Source organism: Candidatus Eisenbacteria bacterium, assembly GCA_005893305.1.
GTDB lineage: Bacteria > Eisenbacteria > RBG-16-71-46 > SZUA-252 > SZUA-252 > WS-9.
The window spans coordinates 139,172-159,627 of record VBOZ01000008.1; the positions used below are offsets into that span (position 1 = coordinate 139,172).

13 protein-coding genes, 2 tRNA genes and 1 pseudogene (1 of these 16 cut by a window edge) are annotated in these 20,456 nt (G+C 66.5%); all 16 read right to left on the minus strand.

Going from position 1 to position 20,456, the window contains the following annotated elements; translation table 11 throughout:
- Positions 1-2,363 (minus strand): annotated as a pseudogene (locus tag E6K79_01920) (hypothetical protein); it reaches 136 nt to the left of the window's first position.
- 947 nt (positions 2,364-3,310) lie between these two features.
- On the minus strand, positions 3,311-4,558 hold the full coding sequence (locus E6K79_01925) for a hypothetical protein (protein ID TMQ66694.1): 1,248 nt from the start codon (positions 4,556-4,558) through the stop codon (positions 3,311-3,313).
- Entirely contained in the window at positions 4,486-5,583 is a 1,098-nt protein-coding gene (locus E6K79_01930) for an alpha/beta fold hydrolase (protein ID TMQ66695.1), read from the minus strand. Before E6K79_01930 ends, E6K79_01925 begins: the two co-directional genes overlap by 73 nt.
- A complete protein-coding gene (locus tag E6K79_01935) occupies positions 5,580-7,376 on the minus strand; it encodes an ABC transporter ATP-binding protein (GenBank protein TMQ66799.1) in 1,797 nt (598 codons plus the stop codon). Before E6K79_01935 ends, E6K79_01930 begins: the two co-directional genes overlap by 4 nt.
- A 32-nt stretch (positions 7,377-7,408) precedes the next feature.
- Complete coding sequence (locus E6K79_01940) at positions 7,409-9,175, minus strand: ABC transporter ATP-binding protein (GenBank protein TMQ66696.1); 1,767 nt, start codon at positions 9,173-9,175, stop codon at positions 7,409-7,411.
- A 72-nt stretch (positions 9,176-9,247) separates the two neighbouring features.
- Positions 9,248-9,964, minus strand: coding sequence for a hypothetical protein (locus E6K79_01945; GenBank protein ID TMQ66697.1), 717 nt, complete (start codon positions 9,962-9,964; stop codon positions 9,248-9,250).
- 116 nt (positions 9,965-10,080) lie between these two features.
- Positions 10,081-10,156 (minus strand) — tRNA-Val (locus E6K79_01950).
- 67 nt (positions 10,157-10,223) lie between these two features.
- Positions 10,224-10,297: transfer RNA gene (locus tag E6K79_01955), tRNA-Met, on the minus strand.
- A gap of 84 nt (positions 10,298-10,381) precedes the next feature.
- Complete coding sequence (gene rpoD, locus E6K79_01960; protein TMQ66698.1) at positions 10,382-12,148, minus strand: RNA polymerase sigma factor RpoD; 1,767 nt, start codon at positions 12,146-12,148, stop codon at positions 10,382-10,384.
- A gap of 21 nt (positions 12,149-12,169) precedes the next feature.
- Positions 12,170-14,026, minus strand: coding sequence for a DNA primase (dnaG, locus tag E6K79_01965; GenBank protein TMQ66699.1), 1,857 nt, complete (start codon positions 14,024-14,026; stop codon positions 12,170-12,172).
- 1 nt (position 14,027) lies between these two features.
- The gene (locus E6K79_01970) at positions 14,028-16,547 is read right to left on the minus strand and encodes a hypothetical protein (GenBank protein TMQ66700.1); all 2,520 of its coding nucleotides are present in this window, start codon (positions 16,545-16,547) and stop codon (positions 14,028-14,030) included.
- 38 nt (positions 16,548-16,585) lie between these two features.
- On the minus strand, positions 16,586-16,777 hold the full coding sequence (gene rpsU / locus E6K79_01975) for a 30S ribosomal protein S21 (protein ID TMQ66800.1): 192 nt from the start codon (positions 16,775-16,777) through the stop codon (positions 16,586-16,588).
- 130 nt (positions 16,778-16,907) lie between these two features.
- A complete protein-coding gene (locus E6K79_01980; protein TMQ66701.1) occupies positions 16,908-17,639 on the minus strand; it encodes a 16S rRNA (uracil(1498)-N(3))-methyltransferase in 732 nt (243 codons plus the stop codon).
- A gap of 3 nt (positions 17,640-17,642) precedes the next feature.
- The gene (gene dnaJ / locus E6K79_01985; protein TMQ66702.1) at positions 17,643-18,788 is read right to left on the minus strand and encodes a molecular chaperone DnaJ; all 1,146 of its coding nucleotides are present in this window, start codon (positions 18,786-18,788) and stop codon (positions 17,643-17,645) included.
- Positions 18,788-19,354, minus strand: a complete 567-nt coding sequence (locus E6K79_01990; protein TMQ66703.1) for a nucleotide exchange factor GrpE — start codon at positions 19,352-19,354, stop codon at positions 18,788-18,790. Before E6K79_01990 ends, dnaJ begins: the two co-directional genes overlap by 1 nt.
- Positions 19,351-20,388 (minus strand): heat-inducible transcription repressor HrcA, encoded by a 1,038-nt coding sequence (hrcA, locus tag E6K79_01995; protein TMQ66704.1) that lies wholly within the window; start codon positions 20,386-20,388, stop codon positions 19,351-19,353. The genes E6K79_01990 and hrcA overlap by 4 nt, the downstream gene beginning before the upstream one ends.
- Between the last annotated feature and the right edge of the window lie 68 nt (positions 20,389-20,456).

Sequence of the window (20,456 nt, forward strand, 5' to 3'; positions counted from 1 at the left end):
GCCGGGGCCTCCTCTGCCTTTTCGGCGCGTTCGAGGCGCCAATTCCAAAGCTCGCGCAGGCGTTCAATGACCTTGACCGAAGGCTGATCGGACTCCTTGTTCGTAAGAACCAACCCGAGCCATGTTATTGCACGCTCCCGGATTGATGCCGGAGAAATTTCAAAGAACCGCTGCACCAGAGGGTCGTGAAGAGCGAGCTTGCCGCGGTAGTAGAGAGCCATGAGATGCTCCGCTAGGCGTTCCTGGGGCCGCTCTCCATGGCCATTCTCCTCGGGCTCTGAGCCAGGCAGTCGTTCGACGGCTTTGGCATATTCATCCCGAAGGACATCGAAGACTTCATCGTATGGGTTCTGGAAGAGGAGATATGTATCCCACGCCGCACTACGCAGCTCCTCCGCACCCTCACCGTCGTATGGGAAGATCCGCGTCGTTGCCTCCGCCACCCACTTTCGATCAACGTAGGCGAGCTGAGGAAGATACTGACCATAAACCGCGCGGACACCGCGCGATTGCTCGTGGACAGGATCGAGGTGGCGCTCAATTACGCCCCGCGCTTGTGGCAGCGCATCAAGCCCTTTGCCGCCAAATTTGCGGCCGTTCTTCCGCTCGGTCTCACCCGCACGCCAGTGCGCGTAGAGTACAATCGCGCGCAGAGCAGTTCCGCGGACTGTATTGATCGCCTCCGTCGCCGGATCCTGCCGTGGAGCGTCCGATTCGTTGTCCCCCTCGCCGGGGTCCGAATCTTCAGCCAGACGCTCAAGGATTGACCATACCAGCTTGTGATGCGCGGCCGGGACTGGTGACGGCCTCAGGGCAAGTCCGTCTCCGATCAGCATCGCGATCTGGATGCGTGTCAAGCTCCAGTCTCGATCGCGATCTGCCCCCCAGGGAGCCCGCTCGCCCTCTGGGTCTGGCTGGTCAATGACCCATCGGCAGAGTTCCAAGACCTGGCGCCAAGGAAATGGAGTTTTGACCTTCAAGGCTGCGGCGAGTCCAAAGAGTAGGTGGCGCACGTAGGTAGGATCCAGACTGCGAAATGCGTTCGCCTTGAGCGCAAAGCGGCGCGGTGAAGCGGTAACTAGCTCGCCGAGGAGTCGGGCCAATCCTTCGGGAGTGGGAGACCCGAATCCGCCAGGACCATTCCATGAACGCAGCTTCGCAATGATTTGATCAATGGTCATGCTCTGGAGTTCTTCGGCGGTAAGAGGGCTCGTGGGACCGTGCCAAGAAACTACCGCCGGCTCGGGGCGCTCGAGGGGTTTCGGCTCACCGAATTCCTGCTTCAGCTCCTCGTAGAGTTTCAGCGAGGCTCCTGCGAGATGGTCCCGAATGACCGCCAGGCGGTCAAAGCGCCAGTGCCGAAGGTAGCGCTGGACTTCTTCCTCGGTTGGTATGTGCTCGCCCCACCCAATCCGGTATGGTGCTGGATCCGGGCCTTCCTGAATCCATGACAGTACGTTCTTCTGGTCATCGGCGGTAAGGTCTGCAAAGTGGTCGCGAACCAGCATAGAATATTCGTACAACAGGTCGAGATCCATAAGTGATGATCGATCGGCAAGTCGCTCGCGAATAAGCATTCGGTCAGGATATCGTGACAGGAGATATAGAGAGATCCTCCGGAAGATTCGCTGGGGATGCTTCTCAACTGCCCTGACCACAGCACCGATAGCCCCTGGGTCGCGCTCCAGAATCTGGAGTGCCGTTCTCAGAATCGATGTTGTTAGCTGATCGGGTATGTCATCGCGGTGGACCGAGTATGAGCGGTCGATGGCGCGACGCCAGACTGAAGATCCGTCCTCGCGCTCACCGTCTGGCCTCTGTACTGCAACCGCAAGCAAATCAGCAATGAGCTCAACACTCCGTGCCCCAGCTACCTCAGCGACTGACGCAAAATGGGTCTCAAGAATATGAGCGTATTCGAATGACTCAAATCGAGCTTCGACCGCATAGATCGGAAGGGTATGTACTCCCGCATCGGGCTTACGTTGCGGCATGAGGAGGGTGCGGAGCAGCAAGAACCCTGCGTCGACTTCCGACCCTTTGATAAGGTGCTCGGCCAAGGCGCCAAGCTTGCGTGGCAGGAGCAGCTGGAACCGGTACGTGGTCCAGCCAGCTATCCGGTCGGCAAACTGAGCCACGAGGTTCGCGGGCATAGTCATGAGAGCGTCGGCGAGATCCTCGAGGATCCTCGGGTTCTGCGTATCCGGAATTGCCTGAATGATGGCGAGCACGTCTTCTTGTGCCTGGGTAGCCATCCGAGCTAAGTATTTCGACTGAGGCCAAGGTGGGAAGGCGACTGTCTTTTCATCCTCGCTCAGAACGGGGTCCGGTGGAGAATCGAAGAAGCCCCGCTTCCGAAGCATCGGGATCCACTTGGGGTTTTCCAGTCGTGAGAAGAAGTACAGAGCGGCGGTCTGTGACGAGGCAACTGCTGTGCGATCGCGTCACCGTCCTTTCTCGTTGGGCTCTTCTCCGCAAGAAACCGGTCGAGTGTCTCCATAACGGGGAGGAATTTCGCTTCGAACCGCTCCAAGACGGCGTCCAAGACCAGCCGATAGTCGTCCCAGAGAGTTCGAGTCTGCGTATCGATAGGGCGGGGAACCGAGAGCCCACGACGGTGCGCGAGTCCAGCGAGACCGCGTCCCCCGCTGAGGCCCACAACCGTAAACCAGGCAGTCGCCACTCTTCCATCTAGCTCCAACCCGAGGCCGACCAGAATTGATTCAATATCCTGACGATGACCTTCCTGCCTCGCGCAGTCATCGGTCTCTTCGGCAGGGGTTGGCGATTCCGACTTCAGCGGTCCCAGAGCCTGACGGATTGAACCATCCAGCTCCCGCAGGCAGTGCCCAATCAGATGGGTGGGCGCCTGGAACGGTGGGTCGGACGACAAGACGCGGCAGGCGTCTGCAAAGAACGCGGCACCGCCAGGGCCGACCAGCCTGAGAATGCGACCGTAGAGTTCCTTGTCGCGGGGATCTCCAAACCCGGGTTCGCGCCGAAAGGGAGGCGGCATACGCATGGCTGTGCATTCTATGTTCCCGCTGGGGGGCTGGTCAAAGCACTGGGGAGTTGCCTCCTACTGATCCGGTGATCCGGTCTCAGCTTCCCTTATTGTCCTAATTTGTCCCTCCGTGTCCCCGAAAAGCACTGCGCCCCAAGAGGTCTAATCTCCTGGGGCGCCTTGTATTGTGCTCCGCGGACTGTACTTACGGTCTCGGTCGCTGAAATCCCTGTTTTCGCTTAAAAGGCAGGTGCCCGCCCCCACAACTGGTGCATCGCTAGGCAAGGAGACGACGATCACTCGATCCTACTTCATTGCTACCGGCTCGTGCGCGATCCCGATCCCCTTCGCGGAGTACCAGGGGTGGAGCTCGACGCGAAGGGAGCCGGCCTGGAGCGCGGGGTCGGTATCGCAGAGGGCTTTCGCTTCCTCGACAGTCTCGACATCGAAGAGGAACACACCGCAGAGGTCCGTCTTATCCAGGAACGGTCCAGCAAGGATGATTTTTCCCTCAGCGTGGAGGCGCGCGATGTTGGCCAGGTGGGCGCGCTGGAGCCTGTCCGACTCCTTCTCGTCCTCGACGCGGTTGGGCCCGCGGAATAGAAATCCGATCACATACTTCCTCATCGCCCACTCGGGCGGCGGATCGCCCTCGTCGGAGGGAACTCCAGCACGCGGCACCGCGGTCGCGGCCGCACCCTTCATCGCGAGCACCTCGAGCATGAGCCCATGGAGCGGGCCGTTGCTCGCCACCAGCTCTCCCCCATCGAGCGTCGGGATGCCGCCCGCGTAATCACTGACCCGCCCGCCACCTTCCTCGACTACGACCAGCGCGGCGGCCATGTCCCAGGCGTGGAGGCCGCGCTCCCAGAATCCATCGGTGCGGCCGACGCCGACCTTGGCGATCGCGAGCGAGGCCGAGCCCGCGCGCCGAACCGCCTGGGCGCGGACCAGAAACCGGCCGAACGGCCCGAGGTTGTTCCGCTCCGGATCGGCCGCTGTGACATCGTAGGCGAAGCCTGTCGCGAGAAACGCGCGCTCCAGCGTGTCGACCTGCGTCACGCGCCGCCGCCGCCCGTTCAGCGTTGCGCCGCCCCCGCGGCGCGCGGCGTACACGTCGTCCAGGAGCGGGTTGTAGACGACGCCGACGTCCATCCTTCCCGCAACCTGGAGCCCGATCGAGACCGAGAAGACCGGATACTCGTGCGCGTAGTTGGTCGTGCCGTCGATGGGATCGACGACCCACACCCGCTCGGCGCCACTCCGGTTCCCTCCACCTTCCTCGGCCCAGACGTCGTCGCCGGGAAATGCCTTCCGGAGCCGCTCCACGATCAGCCGCTCCGACATTCGATCCATCTCGGTCACGAGGTTGATCCGGCCCTTGAAGTCGATTTCCTGGACCTTACCGAAATTCTGCTTCAAGAGCGCCCCTGCCCCGCGGGCGATCTCGATCGTGACCGACAGCTCCCGCTCCCCGCGCTTCACCGCGATCCTCCGCTGGTCCGATCGTCGTTGAGATACCAATCGACGACCCGTCCCAGAAGTTTTTGCCATCCGTTCTCGTTCGGACGGTCCTTCATGGCATAGGCGTGGCTCGCGCCGGGGACGCGATCGTACGTCACGTCCTTGCCCTGTGCCTTCAGCTCGGCGAACAGCACGTCGGCCGATTTGGGATCCACGGAGGCGTCCTCCAGCCCCTGCGCCACGTAGATCCGGGCGTTCACGGGCGTGAGCTCCTGCGCCGGTGACGAGCGCAGGAACGTGAACCAGCGCCGGTACGGATGTCCAAGGAAGAGCTTCTCCGCGCTCATCGAGTCGGCCAGGACGTCGTCCCACAGAGTCAGGAACGACTTGACCCGTGTCTCGGGATCGCCCGAGGCATTGCCCATCAGCTGGCCCCGCCGCACGAGCTCGATCAGGTCATAGAGCTGCGTGGGCCCGCCGCCCGAGAGACTGGCGACGTGCGTCACGACCGGGCCCAGCTCCCGGGCGACGCGGCACGCGACGATCCCGCCCTCGGAGTGTCCCATCACGAGCAGCCGGTCCTGGCGCACGCCGTGGATCCGACGCGCGGCCCGGATCGCCGCCTTCACCGCCTCCGTCCACCGCTCGAGCGTGTGCTCGCGGCAGAACTCGTCCGTGCCGGGCTGCTCGCCGGGCTTTGCCGCCGGGTCGAGGTACTGCACGCCCGGCTTCTCGACCATCAGCGTCCGGGCCCGACCGCGGCAGACGCCGTAGAGGGTGCCCTGCCCATTCTGGGTCACGATCCTTCCGCCCCGCTCGGCGAAGTTGGAATTCCCGCCGCTCCCCTGGATGTAGACGATCAGCGGAAGGGCGCCGACCGAGTCCGGCGCGTCGCTCAGGTAGAAGGTGATCTCGCGGCGGAATCGGTCGGTGGTGAAGTAGCGCGTGAACGGCGTGCCGGCGATGGCCGATTCCTTGTGCGGCTCGTAGGTCTCGGCGCCGAAGGAAGCGGCGAGGCCGCTCGACGGCGAGCCGGGAAGGAGCGGGGCGGAAATCGCGAGCGCGACGGCAAAGGTGCGTGCGACGGTGAAGGTGCGGGCGGCGGCAAGCCTCACGTCGGCGCCGCCTCGCGCTGCCTCCCGTACTGAAGCTCGTGGAGGCGCGCGTAGATCCCTCCCTTGGCTAGGAGCTCAGCGTGCGTCCCCTGCTCGCGCAGCTCGCCTTTGTGCATCACGAGGATTCGATCGGCGTCGAGGATCGTGCTCAAGCGGTGGGCGATCACAAGCGACGTGCGTCCTTCCAAAAGCCGCTTCAGCGCGGCCTGGATCGTGCGCTCCGTCTCGACGTCGACGCTCGAGGTCGCCTCGTCCAGGATCAGGATGCTCGGGTCGTAGTGGAGCGCGCGGGCGAAAGCGAGGATCTGCCGCTCGCCCATGGAGAAATAGGCGCCGCGCTCCCCGACTTCCTCCTCCAGGCCGCGCGGGAGGCGTGAGGCGAGCCTCGCGCCACCCACTTCCTGAAGCGCACGATCGACCTCTTCTCCGGTCCGCTCGCGGTCTCCGAACGCGATGTTCTCGCGTACGGTCCCCGAGAAGAGAAAGACGTCCTGGAGCACGAGCCCGATCTGACGGCGGAGGGCCTTTCCGTCCACGTCGCGGATGTCCACGCCGTCCACGCGAATCGCCCCCTTCTGGAAGTCGTAGAACCGGGTCAGGAGATTCGCGATGGTCGTCTTCCCGGCGCCGGTCGCGCCGACGATCGCCACCTTCTCTCCAGGCGCGATCCGGAACGAGACGTCCTTCAACACCCATTCCTCGTCCTTGTACGCGAACGAGACCCGGTCGAACTCGACCTCGCCCTTCAGCCGTCCCAACGCAGTGGGCCGGGTGGGCTCGATGACGGCCGGCCTCGTGTCCAGGAGCTCGAAGATTCGCTCCGAAGACACCATGGCCGCCTGGAAGACGTTGTACTTCTCGCTCAGGTCCCGGACCGGCTGGTAGAAGCGGTCGGCGTACTGAATGAAGGCGACGACCACGCCGAAGGTGACCGCGCCCGCCAAGATGCCGCCACCGCCGTACCAGAGAATGAGGGCCACCGCTACCGCCCCGATGATCTCGACGGCCGGGAAGAACACGGCGTAGTAGAAGAGGTTCTGCACGTGGGCCGAGTAGTGATCGTGGTTCGCCTGGTCGAACTTGCGCCACTGCTTGGTCTCGGCGTTGAAGAACTTGAGGACGTCGAGTCCCTGGAGGTGCTCCTGCAGGAACGCGTTGATCCGCGCGAGCCGGGTGCGGACGCGGCGATAGGAGACGCGCACTTTCGCGCGGAAGATGGCCGTCGCGACCACCAAGAGCGGCACCGTGGTGAGCGTCACGAGCGCCAGCTTCCAGTTGAGCCAGAGCATCGCCCCCACGATCCCAAAGAGCATGAAGAGGTCGCCGATCACGGCCACCACGCCCTGCGCGAAGAGCTCGTTCAGCACGGCGACGTCCTGGGTGACCCGCGTGAGAATGCGGCCGACGGGGCGCGTGTCGAAGTAGGACGGCGTCAGCGTCTGGAGGTGGCGGAAGATGTCGAGCCTCAAGTCCTGCATCGCGCGCTGACCCACCATCGACATGGTGAAGGTCTGCACGTAGCGCAGGACGAAGCCAACGATCAGGATCCCGACGTAGGCCGCCGCGAGCAGGAGGAGCCCCCGCCCCGCTTCCGCCGGGATGGCGCCCGCGCCCGCCGTGGGCTTCACGTAGGTGTCGATCGCCACCTTCGTCAGGTAGGGGCCCGCGACCTCGAGGAGCGAGATCGCGCCCAGGAGCACGACCGAGAGAATGACCTGCTTCTTGTACGGCTTCAGGTATCGCAGGAGGCGGCCGGCAAGACGCCGGTCATAGATCGCGCCCCGCGCGTCGATGTCGTCGGCTGCCGAGCCCCAGGGACCGGCCACTAGAGCGCCTCCAGCTCTTCCACCACCTCTTCGCGGCGGTAGAGGTCGGCGTAGAGACCGCCCTCCGTGAGGAGACTCTCGTGGGTTCCGGAGGCGACGATCCTTCCCTCGTCCAGCACGACGATCCTGTTCACGCGAAGCAGCGCGGACCTACGGTGCGTCGCGAGCAGGATCGAGGGCCGGTGCTCGAGGCCGAAGAGCGACTCCAAGATCTGCTCCTCGGTGCCGGGGTCGACGCTAGCGAAGGCGTCGTCGAGGAGAAGCACGGGGCGCTCGAGCGCCAGCGCGCGCGCCAAGGCGACGCGCTGCTTCTGCCCACCCGAGAGCGTGATCCCGCGCTCGCCGATCACGGTATCGAGCCCCGCCGGGAATTGGCCCAGATCGGCTTCGAGGCCGGCGCGCCTGGCGACGCGGTCCGCGTCGGGCTTGCGCTCACCGTCGTCGAAGCCGAAGTGGATGTTGGCACCGATCGTGTCCGAGAAGAGGAACGTCTCCTGGGGCACGATGCCGAATCGCCGCCGGAGCGCACCGCGGGGCCATTGATCGGCGGGGATCCCGCCGACGAGGACGGCTCCTTCCGTCGGCTCGTAGAGGCGCGCGATCAGGTTGAGCAACGTCGTCTTGCCCGCGCCGGTGCGACCGACGATCGCGACCGTCTCGCCGGGGCGCAGGGTGAAGTCGACGCCGCGCAGCACGAACCGATCGGTTTCGGGATACTGGAAGCCGACTCCACGAAGCTCCACGGTCGCGTCCGTCGTGAGCGGGGCGCCATCCGCGCCCACGCCATCTGCGCCCACGCCACCCGCGCCGGCGCCGTCAGCCCCGTTGCGGACGACATCCTCTTCCGCCGGCAGATCCATGATGGCGCGGATGCGCTCCATCGACGCCGCACCGCGCTGGAACAAGTTCGACACCCAACCCAGCGCGATCATCGGCCAGACGAGCATCGCCAGGTAGATCTGGAACGCCACCATCTCGCCCAGGGTGATCCGCCCGTGGACCACCGAGCTCCCGCCCACCCAGAGCACGACCGCCGCGGCGATCCCGCCGAGGAGCGAGAGGATGCCCCCCATCGCGGACCAGATCCGGATCATGCCGCGATTCTTCTCCGTATAGTCCTCGTGGAGCCGCCGGAACGCGCGATATTCCCCGTCCTCCTCGACGTGCGCCTTCACGACACGGATGCCCGAGAGCGTCTCCTGAGCCTTCGCGGTCAGCGCCGCGAACGATGCCTGGATCGCCTCGTAGTAGTAGTGGAGCTTCGCGCCGAGGCGCGCGACCGCGAGCGAGAGGATCGGCAAGGGGATCAGCGAGACGAGCGTGAGCCTCACGTCGATCCGGCACATCAGGGTCACCGCCATGATGAACGTGATGATCGTGTTCGCCGAGTACATGATGCCGGGTCCGAGGAAATTCCGGACCGCGTCGAGGTCGTTCGTGGCGCGCGACATCAGGTCGCCCACCTTCCGCGTCCGGTAGGCGCTCGCCGGAAGTCGCGCGAAGTGGTCGAACATGTCGTTCCTGAGCTCGTACTCGACCCGGCGCGACATGCGGATGAGCGTCATGCGCATCGTGAAGAGGAAGATCCCCTGGAGCACCACGGCCAGGAGGATGAGCCCCGCGTCCCTCGCGATGAGGGAGCGCGCCACACCGGCCTGCAGGTGATCGACCGCTTGGCGAACGAGCCAGGGCGACCAGACCTGAAAGAGGTTCGTGAGCAGCACCGAGACCGCGCCGAAGAGGAGGGCGATCTTGTGCCGCTTCAAGTACGGAAGGAGATGGCGAAGGGCTCCGATGGGGGTTCTCCGGGAGCGGAGGCGAGTGCGAAAGCGGGCACTCTACGTCGCGCCGGCCTCCGCGAGGATCATGATGCGGCCGCACGATTCGCAGATCTGGATCTGGTCGCCTTTGCGGGCCTCTTGAAGGGCGTGCGGCGTGAGCCCCTTGAAGCAGGCGCCGCAGGCTCCCTTCTTCACCTCGGCCACGGCGACGCCGTCCCGCGCGGAGGCGAGACGCTCGTAGCGGGTCAGGAGCGGCGCGGGGACCCGAGGCTTCACAGCGTCGCGATCCTGCGAGAGCGAGTGGATGCGCTGGTCGAGCTCCGCGGCTTCGCGGGTCAGCGTGTCCTCGCCTTCCTTCCGCTTGGCATCCTCCGCCTGAACGCGCTTCTCCGCCGCGGCCACGGCGGCCGAGAGCCGTTCCTCGCGCTCGAACGACTCGAGAATCCTCGTCTCCTGGTCGGAGCGCTTGGTCTTGAGGAGCTCGATCTCGTGGAGGAGGGCCGTGTATTCCTTGTTGGTCTTGATGTTGTGGAGCTGCCGCTCCAGCTTCGCTCCCTCCGCCGCGATCGTTTCCACTTCCTTTTCGATGCCGCGCCGCGCGAGGCGGATCTGCTCCAGCTCCTTTTTCGCTTGGTCGTGCGCGGTTTTCGCAAAAGCCACCGCGTCGCTCAGCGCCTCGCGGCGCTTGGGAATCCCATCCTTCGCGCGCCTCGCTTCCAGCAGGCGCGAGTCCTGGCGCTGCAATTCGAGCAGCGCGTCCAGCTCAGGAAGCAACGGTCACCTCCAAAGAAAAACGGGGAGCGCGCATCAGCGCGCCCCCCGTGTGGGGTAGCGGGTCCCGGCGTCGGCCGAGCCCCGCCTGAAGGGGTTGGGCGTCGGCCCCGGCCTTATGGTGGGCGGTGCAGGGATTGAACCTGCGACCTCTGGCTTGTGATACCAGCGCTCTCCCAACTGAGCTAACCGCCCCGGGAATCGCTTGGTGCGCGGGGACGGTCCTCCCCGCGAAAGAAACGCGGCGTGGGTGAACGGCAACTGGGCCCACTTGGACTCGAACCAAGGACCAACCGGTTATGAGCCGGCTGCTCTCACCAGCTGAGCTATGGGCCCGAATGCCACTCTTGGTTCTCGTCGCGGACCTGAGCCGCGCAAGGTACCACCCTGGAATCGGGGGGGTCAAGGCACGCCTCACGCTCACATCATCTCCACGTAGCCCTTGAGCCGCCGGCTGCGCGTCGGATGGCGCAGCTTGCGGAGGGCCTTGGCCTCGATCTGGCGAATGCGCTCCCGCGTCACGTTGAACGTGGCGCCGACCTCCTCGAGCGTGCGCGGGCAACCGTCGTCGGTCAGCCCGAACCGCAGGCGAATCACCTTCGCCTCGCGCTTGCTCAGGGTCTCGAGCACTTCGTTCACCTCGTCCTTCAGCATCGAGAACGCGGCCGCCTGTGCGGGCGAGATGACGCTCGTGTCCTCGATGAAATCTCCCAGATTGGAATCGTCGTCCTCGCCGATCGGACGGTCGAGCGAGATCGGCTCCTGCGCCGCCTTGAGCACGCTCTTGATCTTCTCGACTGGAAGGGTGAGCTTCTCGGCCACCTCTTCCGGCGTCGGCTCGCGCCCCAGCTCCTGCACCAACCGCCGCGACGTGCGCACCACCTTGTTGATCGCCTCGATCATGTGGACCGGCACGCGGATGGTTCGCGCCTGGTCCGCGATCGCCCGCGTGATCGCCTGGCGAATCCACCACGTCGCGTACGTCGAGAACTTGTACCCCTTGCGGTAGTCGAACTTGTCGACCGCCCGCATGAGCCCGGAGTTTCCCTCCTGGATCAGGTCGAGGAACTCGAGCCCGCGGTTCGTGTACCGCTTGGCGATCGAGATCACGAGGCGCACGTTGGCCTCGATCATCTCGCGCTTCGCCTTGTCGCGCGCGATCTCTCCGGAGCGGATCTCGGTCGCGACCTCGCGAATCTGCTCGCGCAACATCCTTCCCTCGATCTCGATCCGGCGCACCTTGCGCCGCGCGTTCTTCACCTCGAGCACGTAGGCGTCGAGGTCGGCCGGCTTGAGGCCGGTCTCCTTCTCGATCTGCTTCGCCTCCTTGCGGCTCTTCTTGATCCGCTTGAGGAGGGCGTGGACCTCCTCGCCGGTCTTCCCCCAATTCCATTCCATCGTGGTGACGTCGGACTCGGCTTCCTCGAAGCGCTTCGCGAGACCCTTCATCCGCTCGGCGAGCCGCTCGATCAGCTTGTTGTTCATGTTGAGCGCGTAGAGCTCCTTCAAGAGCTCCTCGTCCGCAGCGCGAACCTTTTCCTGATGCGCCTTCCGCTTCTCCTCCGAGAGACGCCCGACCGACCGCTCCTGGATCTTGAGGAGCTTGCCGTGGAGCGCGCGGACCCGGTCCATCGACTTGAGGGCCCTGGCCCGCTCCTTCTTGGGCGAGAACTCGGGATTCCAGTTGCCGAAATCGATCTGCGTGAATTCCTCGACCCGCACCTTGCCCTGCTTCAATTTCGTGCCGAGCGCGATCAACTCTTTCATGATGGGCGTCGAGCGGAAGAGCGCCGTGCAGACCTGGCGCTCGCCGGCCTTGATGCGCTTGGCGATCTCGACCTCGCCCTCGCGGTCGAGGAGCGGCACGCGGCCCATCTCACGCAAATACATGCGCACGGGGTCGTCGTAGCGCATCGGGTGCGGGAGCACCTGCTTGTCGGCCGGGCGCTTCTCCTCCCGCCGCTTCAGCTTCAGTTTCTGCTGGGCTTCCTCGTGGGAGTCGAAGACGTCGACCTTCAGGTCGTTGAGCGCGATATAGACCTCGTCCATGTCCTCGACCGACGCGCTCTCGTCCAAGAACGTCTCGATCTGGTCATGAAGGAGGTACTGCTGCTTCCCGGCCAGCACCTTAAGGTCGTGAAAGCGGTCCGTCTTCACACGCTTCATCCGTTGACGTCTCCTCTCCATGTGACGGGTACCACCCGGGTCCTAGGAAACCGCCGGATGGCTGCTGCCGTGTAACTTAGATGCTAAATCCCTGCGTTCGGCCACAAGCCGGTCGAGGGAGCCCGAGTCGTGGGCCCTCTCGGCCTGGCGAATGGCCTGATCCAGCTCGTGGATGGAGGCCCGAAGGCGCCTTTCTCCAAGCCTCGCCAGGAGTTCCTGGGCTCCACGTCGGGACATTTCATCCGTGCGTCCCTCCTCGACACTGTGCTCGGCCAGGAGGGCCCGCGCGAGCGGCTCCAGGTCCGTGAGGGCCCGGATCTCCTCCGGGAGCGGCGCTCTGGCCATCTGGAGCCAGGATCGCAACAGCGCCTGCAATGCCGTGCTGTGAAAACAGTTGACGCCCCCGTTCGCGACGACCTCCGCGACCGCGCCTTCCTCGGTAAGGCAGCGGGCGGCGAGCTCCTTCTCGATCGGATCGAGGACCTCGGGGCGTTCGTCGACCGTTTGAGACCCGCCCCTGGCCGTAGCCGATGGCGCAGATCCCGGCCCCGATGCCACGGGCCGCGGTTGGGACGCCCCGACAGAGTCCGAGCCCCGACCTCCTCCAGAGAATCGACGCGAGCCGCGCCGTTTCGACAGGGCCTCGAGCAGAACCTCCTCCTCAATGCCGAACGCGGCCGAGCCGCGCCGAAGCATGAGACGGCGGCGGATCGGGTCATCGACCTTTGCCAATAGCTCTACATATCGCTTTACACGGGCCTCCGGGGACGGGTTCTGGCCCTCTCCAGCCAACGCGGCGCTTGCCAGGAAGGCCGCCACATCTCCCGCGGTCTTCTGAAGATCCTCGAACGCGGCGGCGCCCCGCTTGGCGATGAACGAATCCGGGTCCTCGCCGTCCGGGAGGATGAGCACCCGAACCTGGAGCCCCGCGATCAAGAGCGAATCAAGCGCCCGATCGGCGGCGCGAACGCCGGCGTCATCGCCGTCGTAGACGAGCAGAACCTCCGCCTCGAACCGCGACAGCGCACGCGCCTGCTCCGTGGTGAGCGCGGTCCCGCAGGTCGACACCGCATTCGGGTAACCGGCGGCCCGGAGCCGCATGACGTCGAGATAGCCCTCGGCCACGATGATTCGCTTTCGATCCCGGATCTCCGCCCTCGCGAGCGGAAGGCCGAAGAGCAGCCCACCCTTTCGATAGACCGGAGACTCGGGAGAGTTGATGTACTTCGGCGATTCTTCCTGCGCGATGCTTCGGGCACCGAACCCGGCCACCCGGCCCGCCGCGGCCTCGATCGGGAACGTGACCCGGCCTCGGAACCGGTCGTAGTGCGTGCCGTTCTCCCTGCGGAGGAGAAGGCCCGCCTCCTCGAGCACGGTCGGCGGCAGGAGCTTTCCCAGCGCCGCGCTCAGGCTGTCCCATCCCTCGGGGGCCCAGCCCACCTGGAAGCGATCGAGGATCGCGTCATCGAAACCCCTCCCCGCGAGATAGGCGCGCGCCTTCGCCCCGCCCGGTTCGCGGAGGGACGCGCGAAAGAAATCGTTGGCGAGCGCGTTCGCCTGATACAGGCGGTCGCGCTTCCCGTCGCCCGCTCCGCGGCCGGACGTGGGCAGCTCGATTCCGGCCCGCTCCGCCAAGACCGCGAGCGCTTCGGGAAAGGTCACCTTGTCGATCTCCATCAAGAACGAGAAGACGTCCCCTCCCTTGTTGCAGCCGAAGCAGTGCCACATCTGGCGCTCCGAGTTGACCGTAAACGATGGGGTCTTCTCCGAGTGAAACGGGCAAAGCCCTTTCCACGCCCGGCCCATGCGCCGGAGCGGCACCCGCTCCCCGACGATCTGCACGATGTCGGATGCGGCGCGGACCTCTTCCTTGGCTTCTTCCGCGGATCGGGCCGTCATGTCAGGTGAGCGTCACGATCGTGACGCCGGTTCCTCCTTCTCCAAGCTCTCCCAGACGGTATTCCTTGACCAGCGTGTTGGTCTGAAGCCAGCTCTTCATCCGCTCGCGAAGGATTCCCTTTCCCTTCCCGTGGATGATGCGGGCCCTCTCGAGGCCGCCCATGTGGGCGTCCTCGAGAAACCGCTCCACCGCGATGATCGCGTCGTCGGCCTCGAAGCCGCGGACGTCGATCTCGGTCTTGGCGTCGGGCCAATCGGCCGCCGCGGCCGCCGCCGCCCTGCCGGCGATTCCGCCGGTCGTCCTCTTCGTGGCGGTCGCGGCGCCACCGCTTGGGGCGCGGCGAAGTTGCGTCATCGGAAGCACGGCGGTCGCGCCGCCGATCCGCACCCGGACCTTGCCGTCCGCGTCGGGCGCGGTCAGCGCGGTCGCCTCGGCGCGCAACGTCGGAACGAACAGCCGATCCCCCGGCGCCACGGAGGTGACCGGCTCGCCATTGCGAGCATCCGACGGCTCCGGCGCGTCCTCCCGCTCGATCGCGTCGGAGAGTCCCTTCGCCAGCCCGCGCGCTTCCTGGAGCGTCGCCGGCGTGGTCCGTTTCTCGGCCCGCATCTTCTTCCGGTAGTCGTCGATCTGGCTCTCGAGCTGGTTCAGGAGCTCCCTCCGCGCCGAGAGCTCCGCCTGCTTCCGCTCCCTCCGCTCGGACTCCAGCCGGTCCAGCGCCGCCGTGAGCTCCGATTCCCTCGCGGCAAGCTGGCCGCGGGTGCGCTCAAGCGCCGCGCGCTCGTCGCGGGCCTCCTCGCGCAGCCGCCCCAGCTCCTCGAGAAGGCGATTCAGGTCGCGCTCGCCCTGCGGCAAGAGCGCGCGTGCACGATCGAGAACGCGCGCGTCCACCCCGAAGCGCTCCGCGACCTGGATCGCGCGGCTCCCACCCGGCACGCCGACGACCAGGCGGAAGAGCGGGCGGAGCGACGTCTCGTCGAACGCCATCGAGGCGTTCCTCACCCCGGCCGTCTCGTGCGCGAACGTCTTCAGCATCCCGTGATGCGTGGTGGCCACGCAGAGCGCGCGCCGCGCGAGCAAGGCCTCCAGCACCGCCTGCCCCAGCGCGGCCCCCTCGACCGGGTCGGTCCCGGAGCCGAGCTCGTCCAGGAGCACCAGGCTCCGCGGCGTCGCCTGCCCCAGCGCTTCGGACACGCGGCGAAGATGCGAGAGGAACGTGCTCACGTCCGATGAGATCGACTGCTCGTCGCCGATGTCGCAGATCACCCGATCGAACCAGGGGATCACGGTTCCTGCGGCGACAGGGATCGGAAGCCCCGCCGCGGCGAGCAGCGCCAGGAGCCCCACGGTCTTCATCGCGACGGTCTTTCCGCCCATGTTGGGCCCGGTCACGAGGAGCATCGGGTGCTCGTGATCGAGCTCCAAGTCGAGCGGAACGGGCGCCGCGCTCTCCCCTTTGCGGTGCCGCTCGACGAGGATCGGGTGCCTTCCCTCGCGAATCCGGAGGCTCCGTTCCTCCACCAGCTCGGGAAGAGACGCCCGCGCGTCCACCGCCCACGCCGTGACCGCCTGCGCCGCGTCGATCCGCGCCAGCTCGGCGAAATTCCGCTCGAGGGCGGGCAGCTCGCGGTGCGCGCGCGCGGTCAGCTCGCGAAGGATCCGCTCGACCTCGCGAGCCTCGGCGAGCGCGTGCTCCGCCAGCTCACTGTTCCCCTCGGCCGCCTCGCGGGGCTCGACGAAGAGGCTCGCGCCGGAGCCGGAGTGCCCGACCACCGTCCCGGGCACCAAGCGCCGGCTCCCCGACGGGATCGCGAGCACGTAGCGGCCGTCCCGCAGGGTCACAAAGCTCTCCGGCGCCGAAAGCCCGCGCTCGATCGCCTCGAGCTTCGCCGCGAGCCGGGCCCGAAGCGTGCGGATCGCGCGCCGGATCTTGGAGAGCTCCGGGCTCGCGTCGTCTTTGACCTCGCCCGACGGATCGAGCGCGCGCGTGATCTCGCGATGAAGCGGATCGAGCGGATCCAAGGCCGAGAGCGCGCGATCGAGCGCGGGAGTTTCGCGCCGCGTCTTCCGATACCAGGTCACGAGCGAGCGCACCTGATCGAGGAGAAGCGCGAAACTCCACAGCTCCTCTCCCCGGAGCGTCGCCCCTTCCGGCGCCAGGCGCGCCAGCTCGGGCCTCAGGTCGGGGGGCGCGGCGGGCGGCGGGGAATCCCCCTCCGCGTGACACGCCAGCAGATCGCCGTAAAGCTCCTGGGCGCCCCGTGCCGACTCCAGGCGTTCGTGCGGCCCGAGCGCGACGACCCGTTCGCGTCCCGGGACCGAGCGCGAGCGGGCCGCGATCGCCTCGAGCACGAGCGGAAGCTCGAGGACGGCGTGCGCGTGGTCGAGGACGCGTTCCTTTCTTGGCGTTTCCAATGGCGCCGCAGCGGGGCGCGAATTCGCGTCGGTAATGGCTGTACGTCCGGAGGTGCGGGTGGTAGCGAAGTGCCGACCCAGGAGGCGAACGGGAAACCGGCTCATGCCGGCCTCCCGCCCGTATTGCGACCTCGAATGACGCGCTACTCCGCCTTCATCCGAGCCATCATCTTTCTTTTCGCGGCGTTAAGCTTCCGCTTGCGCCGCTCGCTCGGTTTCTCGAAGTGCTGATGACGTCGTAGATCCGCGAGAACTCCAGCCTTCTCGCACTTCTTCTTGAACCGGCGAAGGGCGCTCTCGAAGGACTCGCCTTCTTTGACCCTGATGCCGGGCATCTTATAAATCGCCTCCTCACCGTGGTTTGAGGTGTCGAGACAGCCCTCCAAATTGGCCTGGGCAGCATCCGGCTAACACTACAAATGATACCCCAAAAGGCCCTCTTTGTCAAATGGGCCATATCCTGTTTTATTCTAATTGATTACGCACGACCGCCAAAAGCGCTATCGCGGCCGTCTCCGTGGTTAATCTGCTACCACCTAGTGAGATAGGCCGGAATCCAGCCTCGAGGAGCCTCCCGCCCTCTTCGTCCGTAAAGCCGCCGGGCGGTCCAACAGCCAGGGAAATAGAGCCTTGAAGCTCACCCGATGCGGATTTGATGCGGGACTGGCTCCCCGGATCCGCCACATATCTCGGCCCGTCGCCCAGAAGCGCAATGGCCGCCTCCAATGAGGCCGAGGAACGGATCGCCGGTAGGCGGCTGCGCCGCGACTGCTTCAGCGCGGAGACGGCGACCCTGGATAACCGCTCGAGGCGCGAAGATTCAAGTGCTTGGCGTCCGGCCCGGTCGCAGGCGACGAAGTCGATCGCCAGCGCTCCAAGCGGCACGGCGTGGGCCACGACCGTTTCCGCGGGTCCGGCGCCGGGGAGGCCGACCAAGAGCGTGATCGGAACGGAAAGCTCGCCCTGACCCGAAGATCGCCGCTCGATTGCGCCGACCGCGACGCGCCGATCCGACGATTCGAGAAGGCACTCGTAGGTTCCCCCCACCCCGTCGACCGCCACGAAGGGGGTCCCGGGAGCCGCTCGGTGTACGTGCAGAAGGTGGTGTGATTCCTCGCGATCGAGCGTGAGGCGATCGCCTCGGATCGCGTCGGGGGCGACCCAGAAGATCGTGTCGGGTCGTCGCGGCTTGGGCACGGCCTAGCGGCCGGCGTCGTCGCGGGGTCGCCGCGGGGCCGCGGGCTTGGCCTCGGGCAGCTCGTCGAATTCCTGGAGCAGCTTCTTCCCCCGGTCCGAGAGCTTTGCCGGCGTCGCGAGGTCGATCCGAACCAGCAGATCCCCAGGCTTCGACCGCTTGAGGCTCCGTATCCCCTTCCCGCGGAGGCGAAGGAGCTTCCCCGGGGTCGTACCCGCGGGCACGTCGATGGCCGCCCGTCCTCCGCCCAGGGTCGGGACTTCGATCCGCCCCCCGAGCGCCGCCTTTGCGACGCTGATCGGAATCTCGACCAGGAGGTCGTCTCCGTCCCTCAGGAAGAGGTCGTGCTCGATCTCCTCGATGTGGGCGATCAGGTCGCCGGGCGCGCCGCCCCGGGGACCGACGTCTCCCATGCCGGCGAGCGGGATGTAGTTCCCGTTCGAGACCCCGGCCGGGACCTGGATCGTGAGCTCGCTCTGCTCGCGGCGGCGTCCCTCGCCGGCGCAGTCGGCGCACGGCGTTTCGATCACGGTCCCCTCGCCGCGGCACCGGTCGCACGTCGTGATGTTGATCAGCTGGCCGAGGATCGAGCGCTGCACCAACCGCACCTGGCCCGAGCCGTGACAGACCGGGCAGGTCTTCCGGGTCGTCCCCTCCTTGGCGCCGGTTCCGTGGCAGGTCGAGCAGGCGCGCATATGACGGATCTTGACGACCTTCTCGACTCCGGTCGCGATCTCCTCGAGCGTCAGAGGCAGGCGAAGCTCCAGCGTGTTGCCACGCCGTTCGCGCGGGCCGCCGCGGGCCGACTGCTGCTCGAAGGCGTCGCCGAATCCGCCGAATCCACCGCCGCCGAAGTCGCGCATGAAGGCGCGAAGCGCGTCGGCCAGATCAAACCCGGCGAAGTCGCCGAAGCCGCCGCCCGGAGGGGCCGCCGGCGCGTGTCCGAAGCGGTCGTAGTGCGCCCGCTTCTCCGGATCGCGCAGAATTTCGTATGCTTCGGCGGCCTCGCGGAACCGGGCTTCCGCCTCCTTGTTCCCGGGATTTCGGTCGGGATGCCACTTGAGCGCGTGCTGGCGATACGCCTTCTTGATCTCATCCTCCGACGCGCCGCGGGGCACGCCCAGCACTTCGTAGTAGTCCCGTTTGGCCACTACCGGGGCGCTCCCGATGGTGTCGTCGTCTCCGGAGCGGCGGTGCCCGAGGGACCCGCGACGATCACCTTCGCGTGCCGGAGCACGCGGTCACGGAAGCGGTAGCCCGGCTGCACGACCTCGACGATCGTGCCCGGCGTGGCGCCGGTCCCGGCCTGTTCGGCCACCGCCTCGTGGAGCGCGGGGTCGAATGGCACGCCCTGGGGCCGGATCGGGGTGACGCCCTGCTTCTCGAGGATTCGAACGAGGCGGTCGTAGATCATCCCGATTCCAGAGAGGATCGACTCGCCTGCCTTTCCTTCCATCGCCTTCAAGGCGCGCTCGAAGTCGTCGAGCACGGGCAGGATTTCGCGCATCAGATCTTCCTGCGCGTAAATGACGGCGGCGTCCATTTCCTGGCGCCGCCGGCGATTCACGTTCTGCTGCTCGGCGAGCGCGCGGAGCAGCTCGTCCTCACGGGCGCGGAGCCGAGCCAGCTCGGCGATCGCCGGATCCGGCGCCTCGGCCTCGAGGCCGGGATCGGCGCGCTCCTGCTCCGCAGCTTCTTCACGTTTTCTTGCGTTCATCGTGCCTCCGCGAGGCGTTCCCCCACGTACGAGACGAGCGACACGAGCCGGCGGTACGGCATCCGCACCGGGCCCATGACGCCAAGAAGCCCCTGCACGCCGCGCGCCTCGACGCGCATCCCGACGATCGAGCAATTTCGGAGCGCGCCCGCGCCGTTCTCGCGCCCGATCGAGACCCGCGCTCGGCCGAATTCGGCGGTCGCCTCGAGGGCGCGCGCCATCGGCTCCCGCTCGGCCAGGAGCGAGACCAACGGCCGGAGGCTGGCCGGCGACTGGAATTCGGGCTGGGAGGCGATGTTGTCGGCGCCGTCGATCCGGACCGCGGGCGGCCCGGCGGCTTCCATGAGATGCGCGATCCGCTCGAGGAGATCCGCGGCGAGCGCGGCGCCGGCGGCTGCGCCGGCGGTGGGCGATTCCCGGCGTGCACGCGCCGCGAGCGCCGTCGCCTCTTCCGCGCCGCGGATCGGGAGCGCCTCCTGGATGCGTCTTTGGGCCTGTCGCAGGGTCGCGCCATCCGGCGGCCGCTCGGGCTTCCAGCTGGACGTGGCGACCCGGCCGGTGGTCTCCCGAAGCGCCAAGACCAAGAGACCACCCTCGAGCCCGACCACGTCGACCCGCTCCACGACCCGCTCGGCGCTGTCCTGGATCAGGACGAGCGCCAGCTGCCGGGACGCCCGCGCGAGGACATGCAGGATCTCCGCAGGAATCGGGTTGCCGGTCTCCGGGACAGGGCCGATCGCCTCGGAGACGGTGCGGCGGGTTGCCTTCGGGATCGGCTCGGGCCGCATCAGCTCGTCGACGTAATAGCGATAGCCCGCTTCCGTCGGGACGCGCCCGGCGGAGGTGTGGGGATGGCCGAGGAACCCGCGCTCTTCCAGCTGCTGCATCGCGTTCCGGATCGTGGCCGGCGAGATGCTGAGATGATAGGCCGCGCGGACATACTGCGACCCGACCGGTTCGGCTCGGGTCACGTGGCTCTCCACCACGAACGTCAGGATGCGGCGATGCCGCTCGTCGAGATCGGGTCGGGTCATGGCGTTGGGATCGATTGGCACTCACAGCTTGCAAGTGCCAATGACTAGAGGAAGCTACCAGCGGAGGC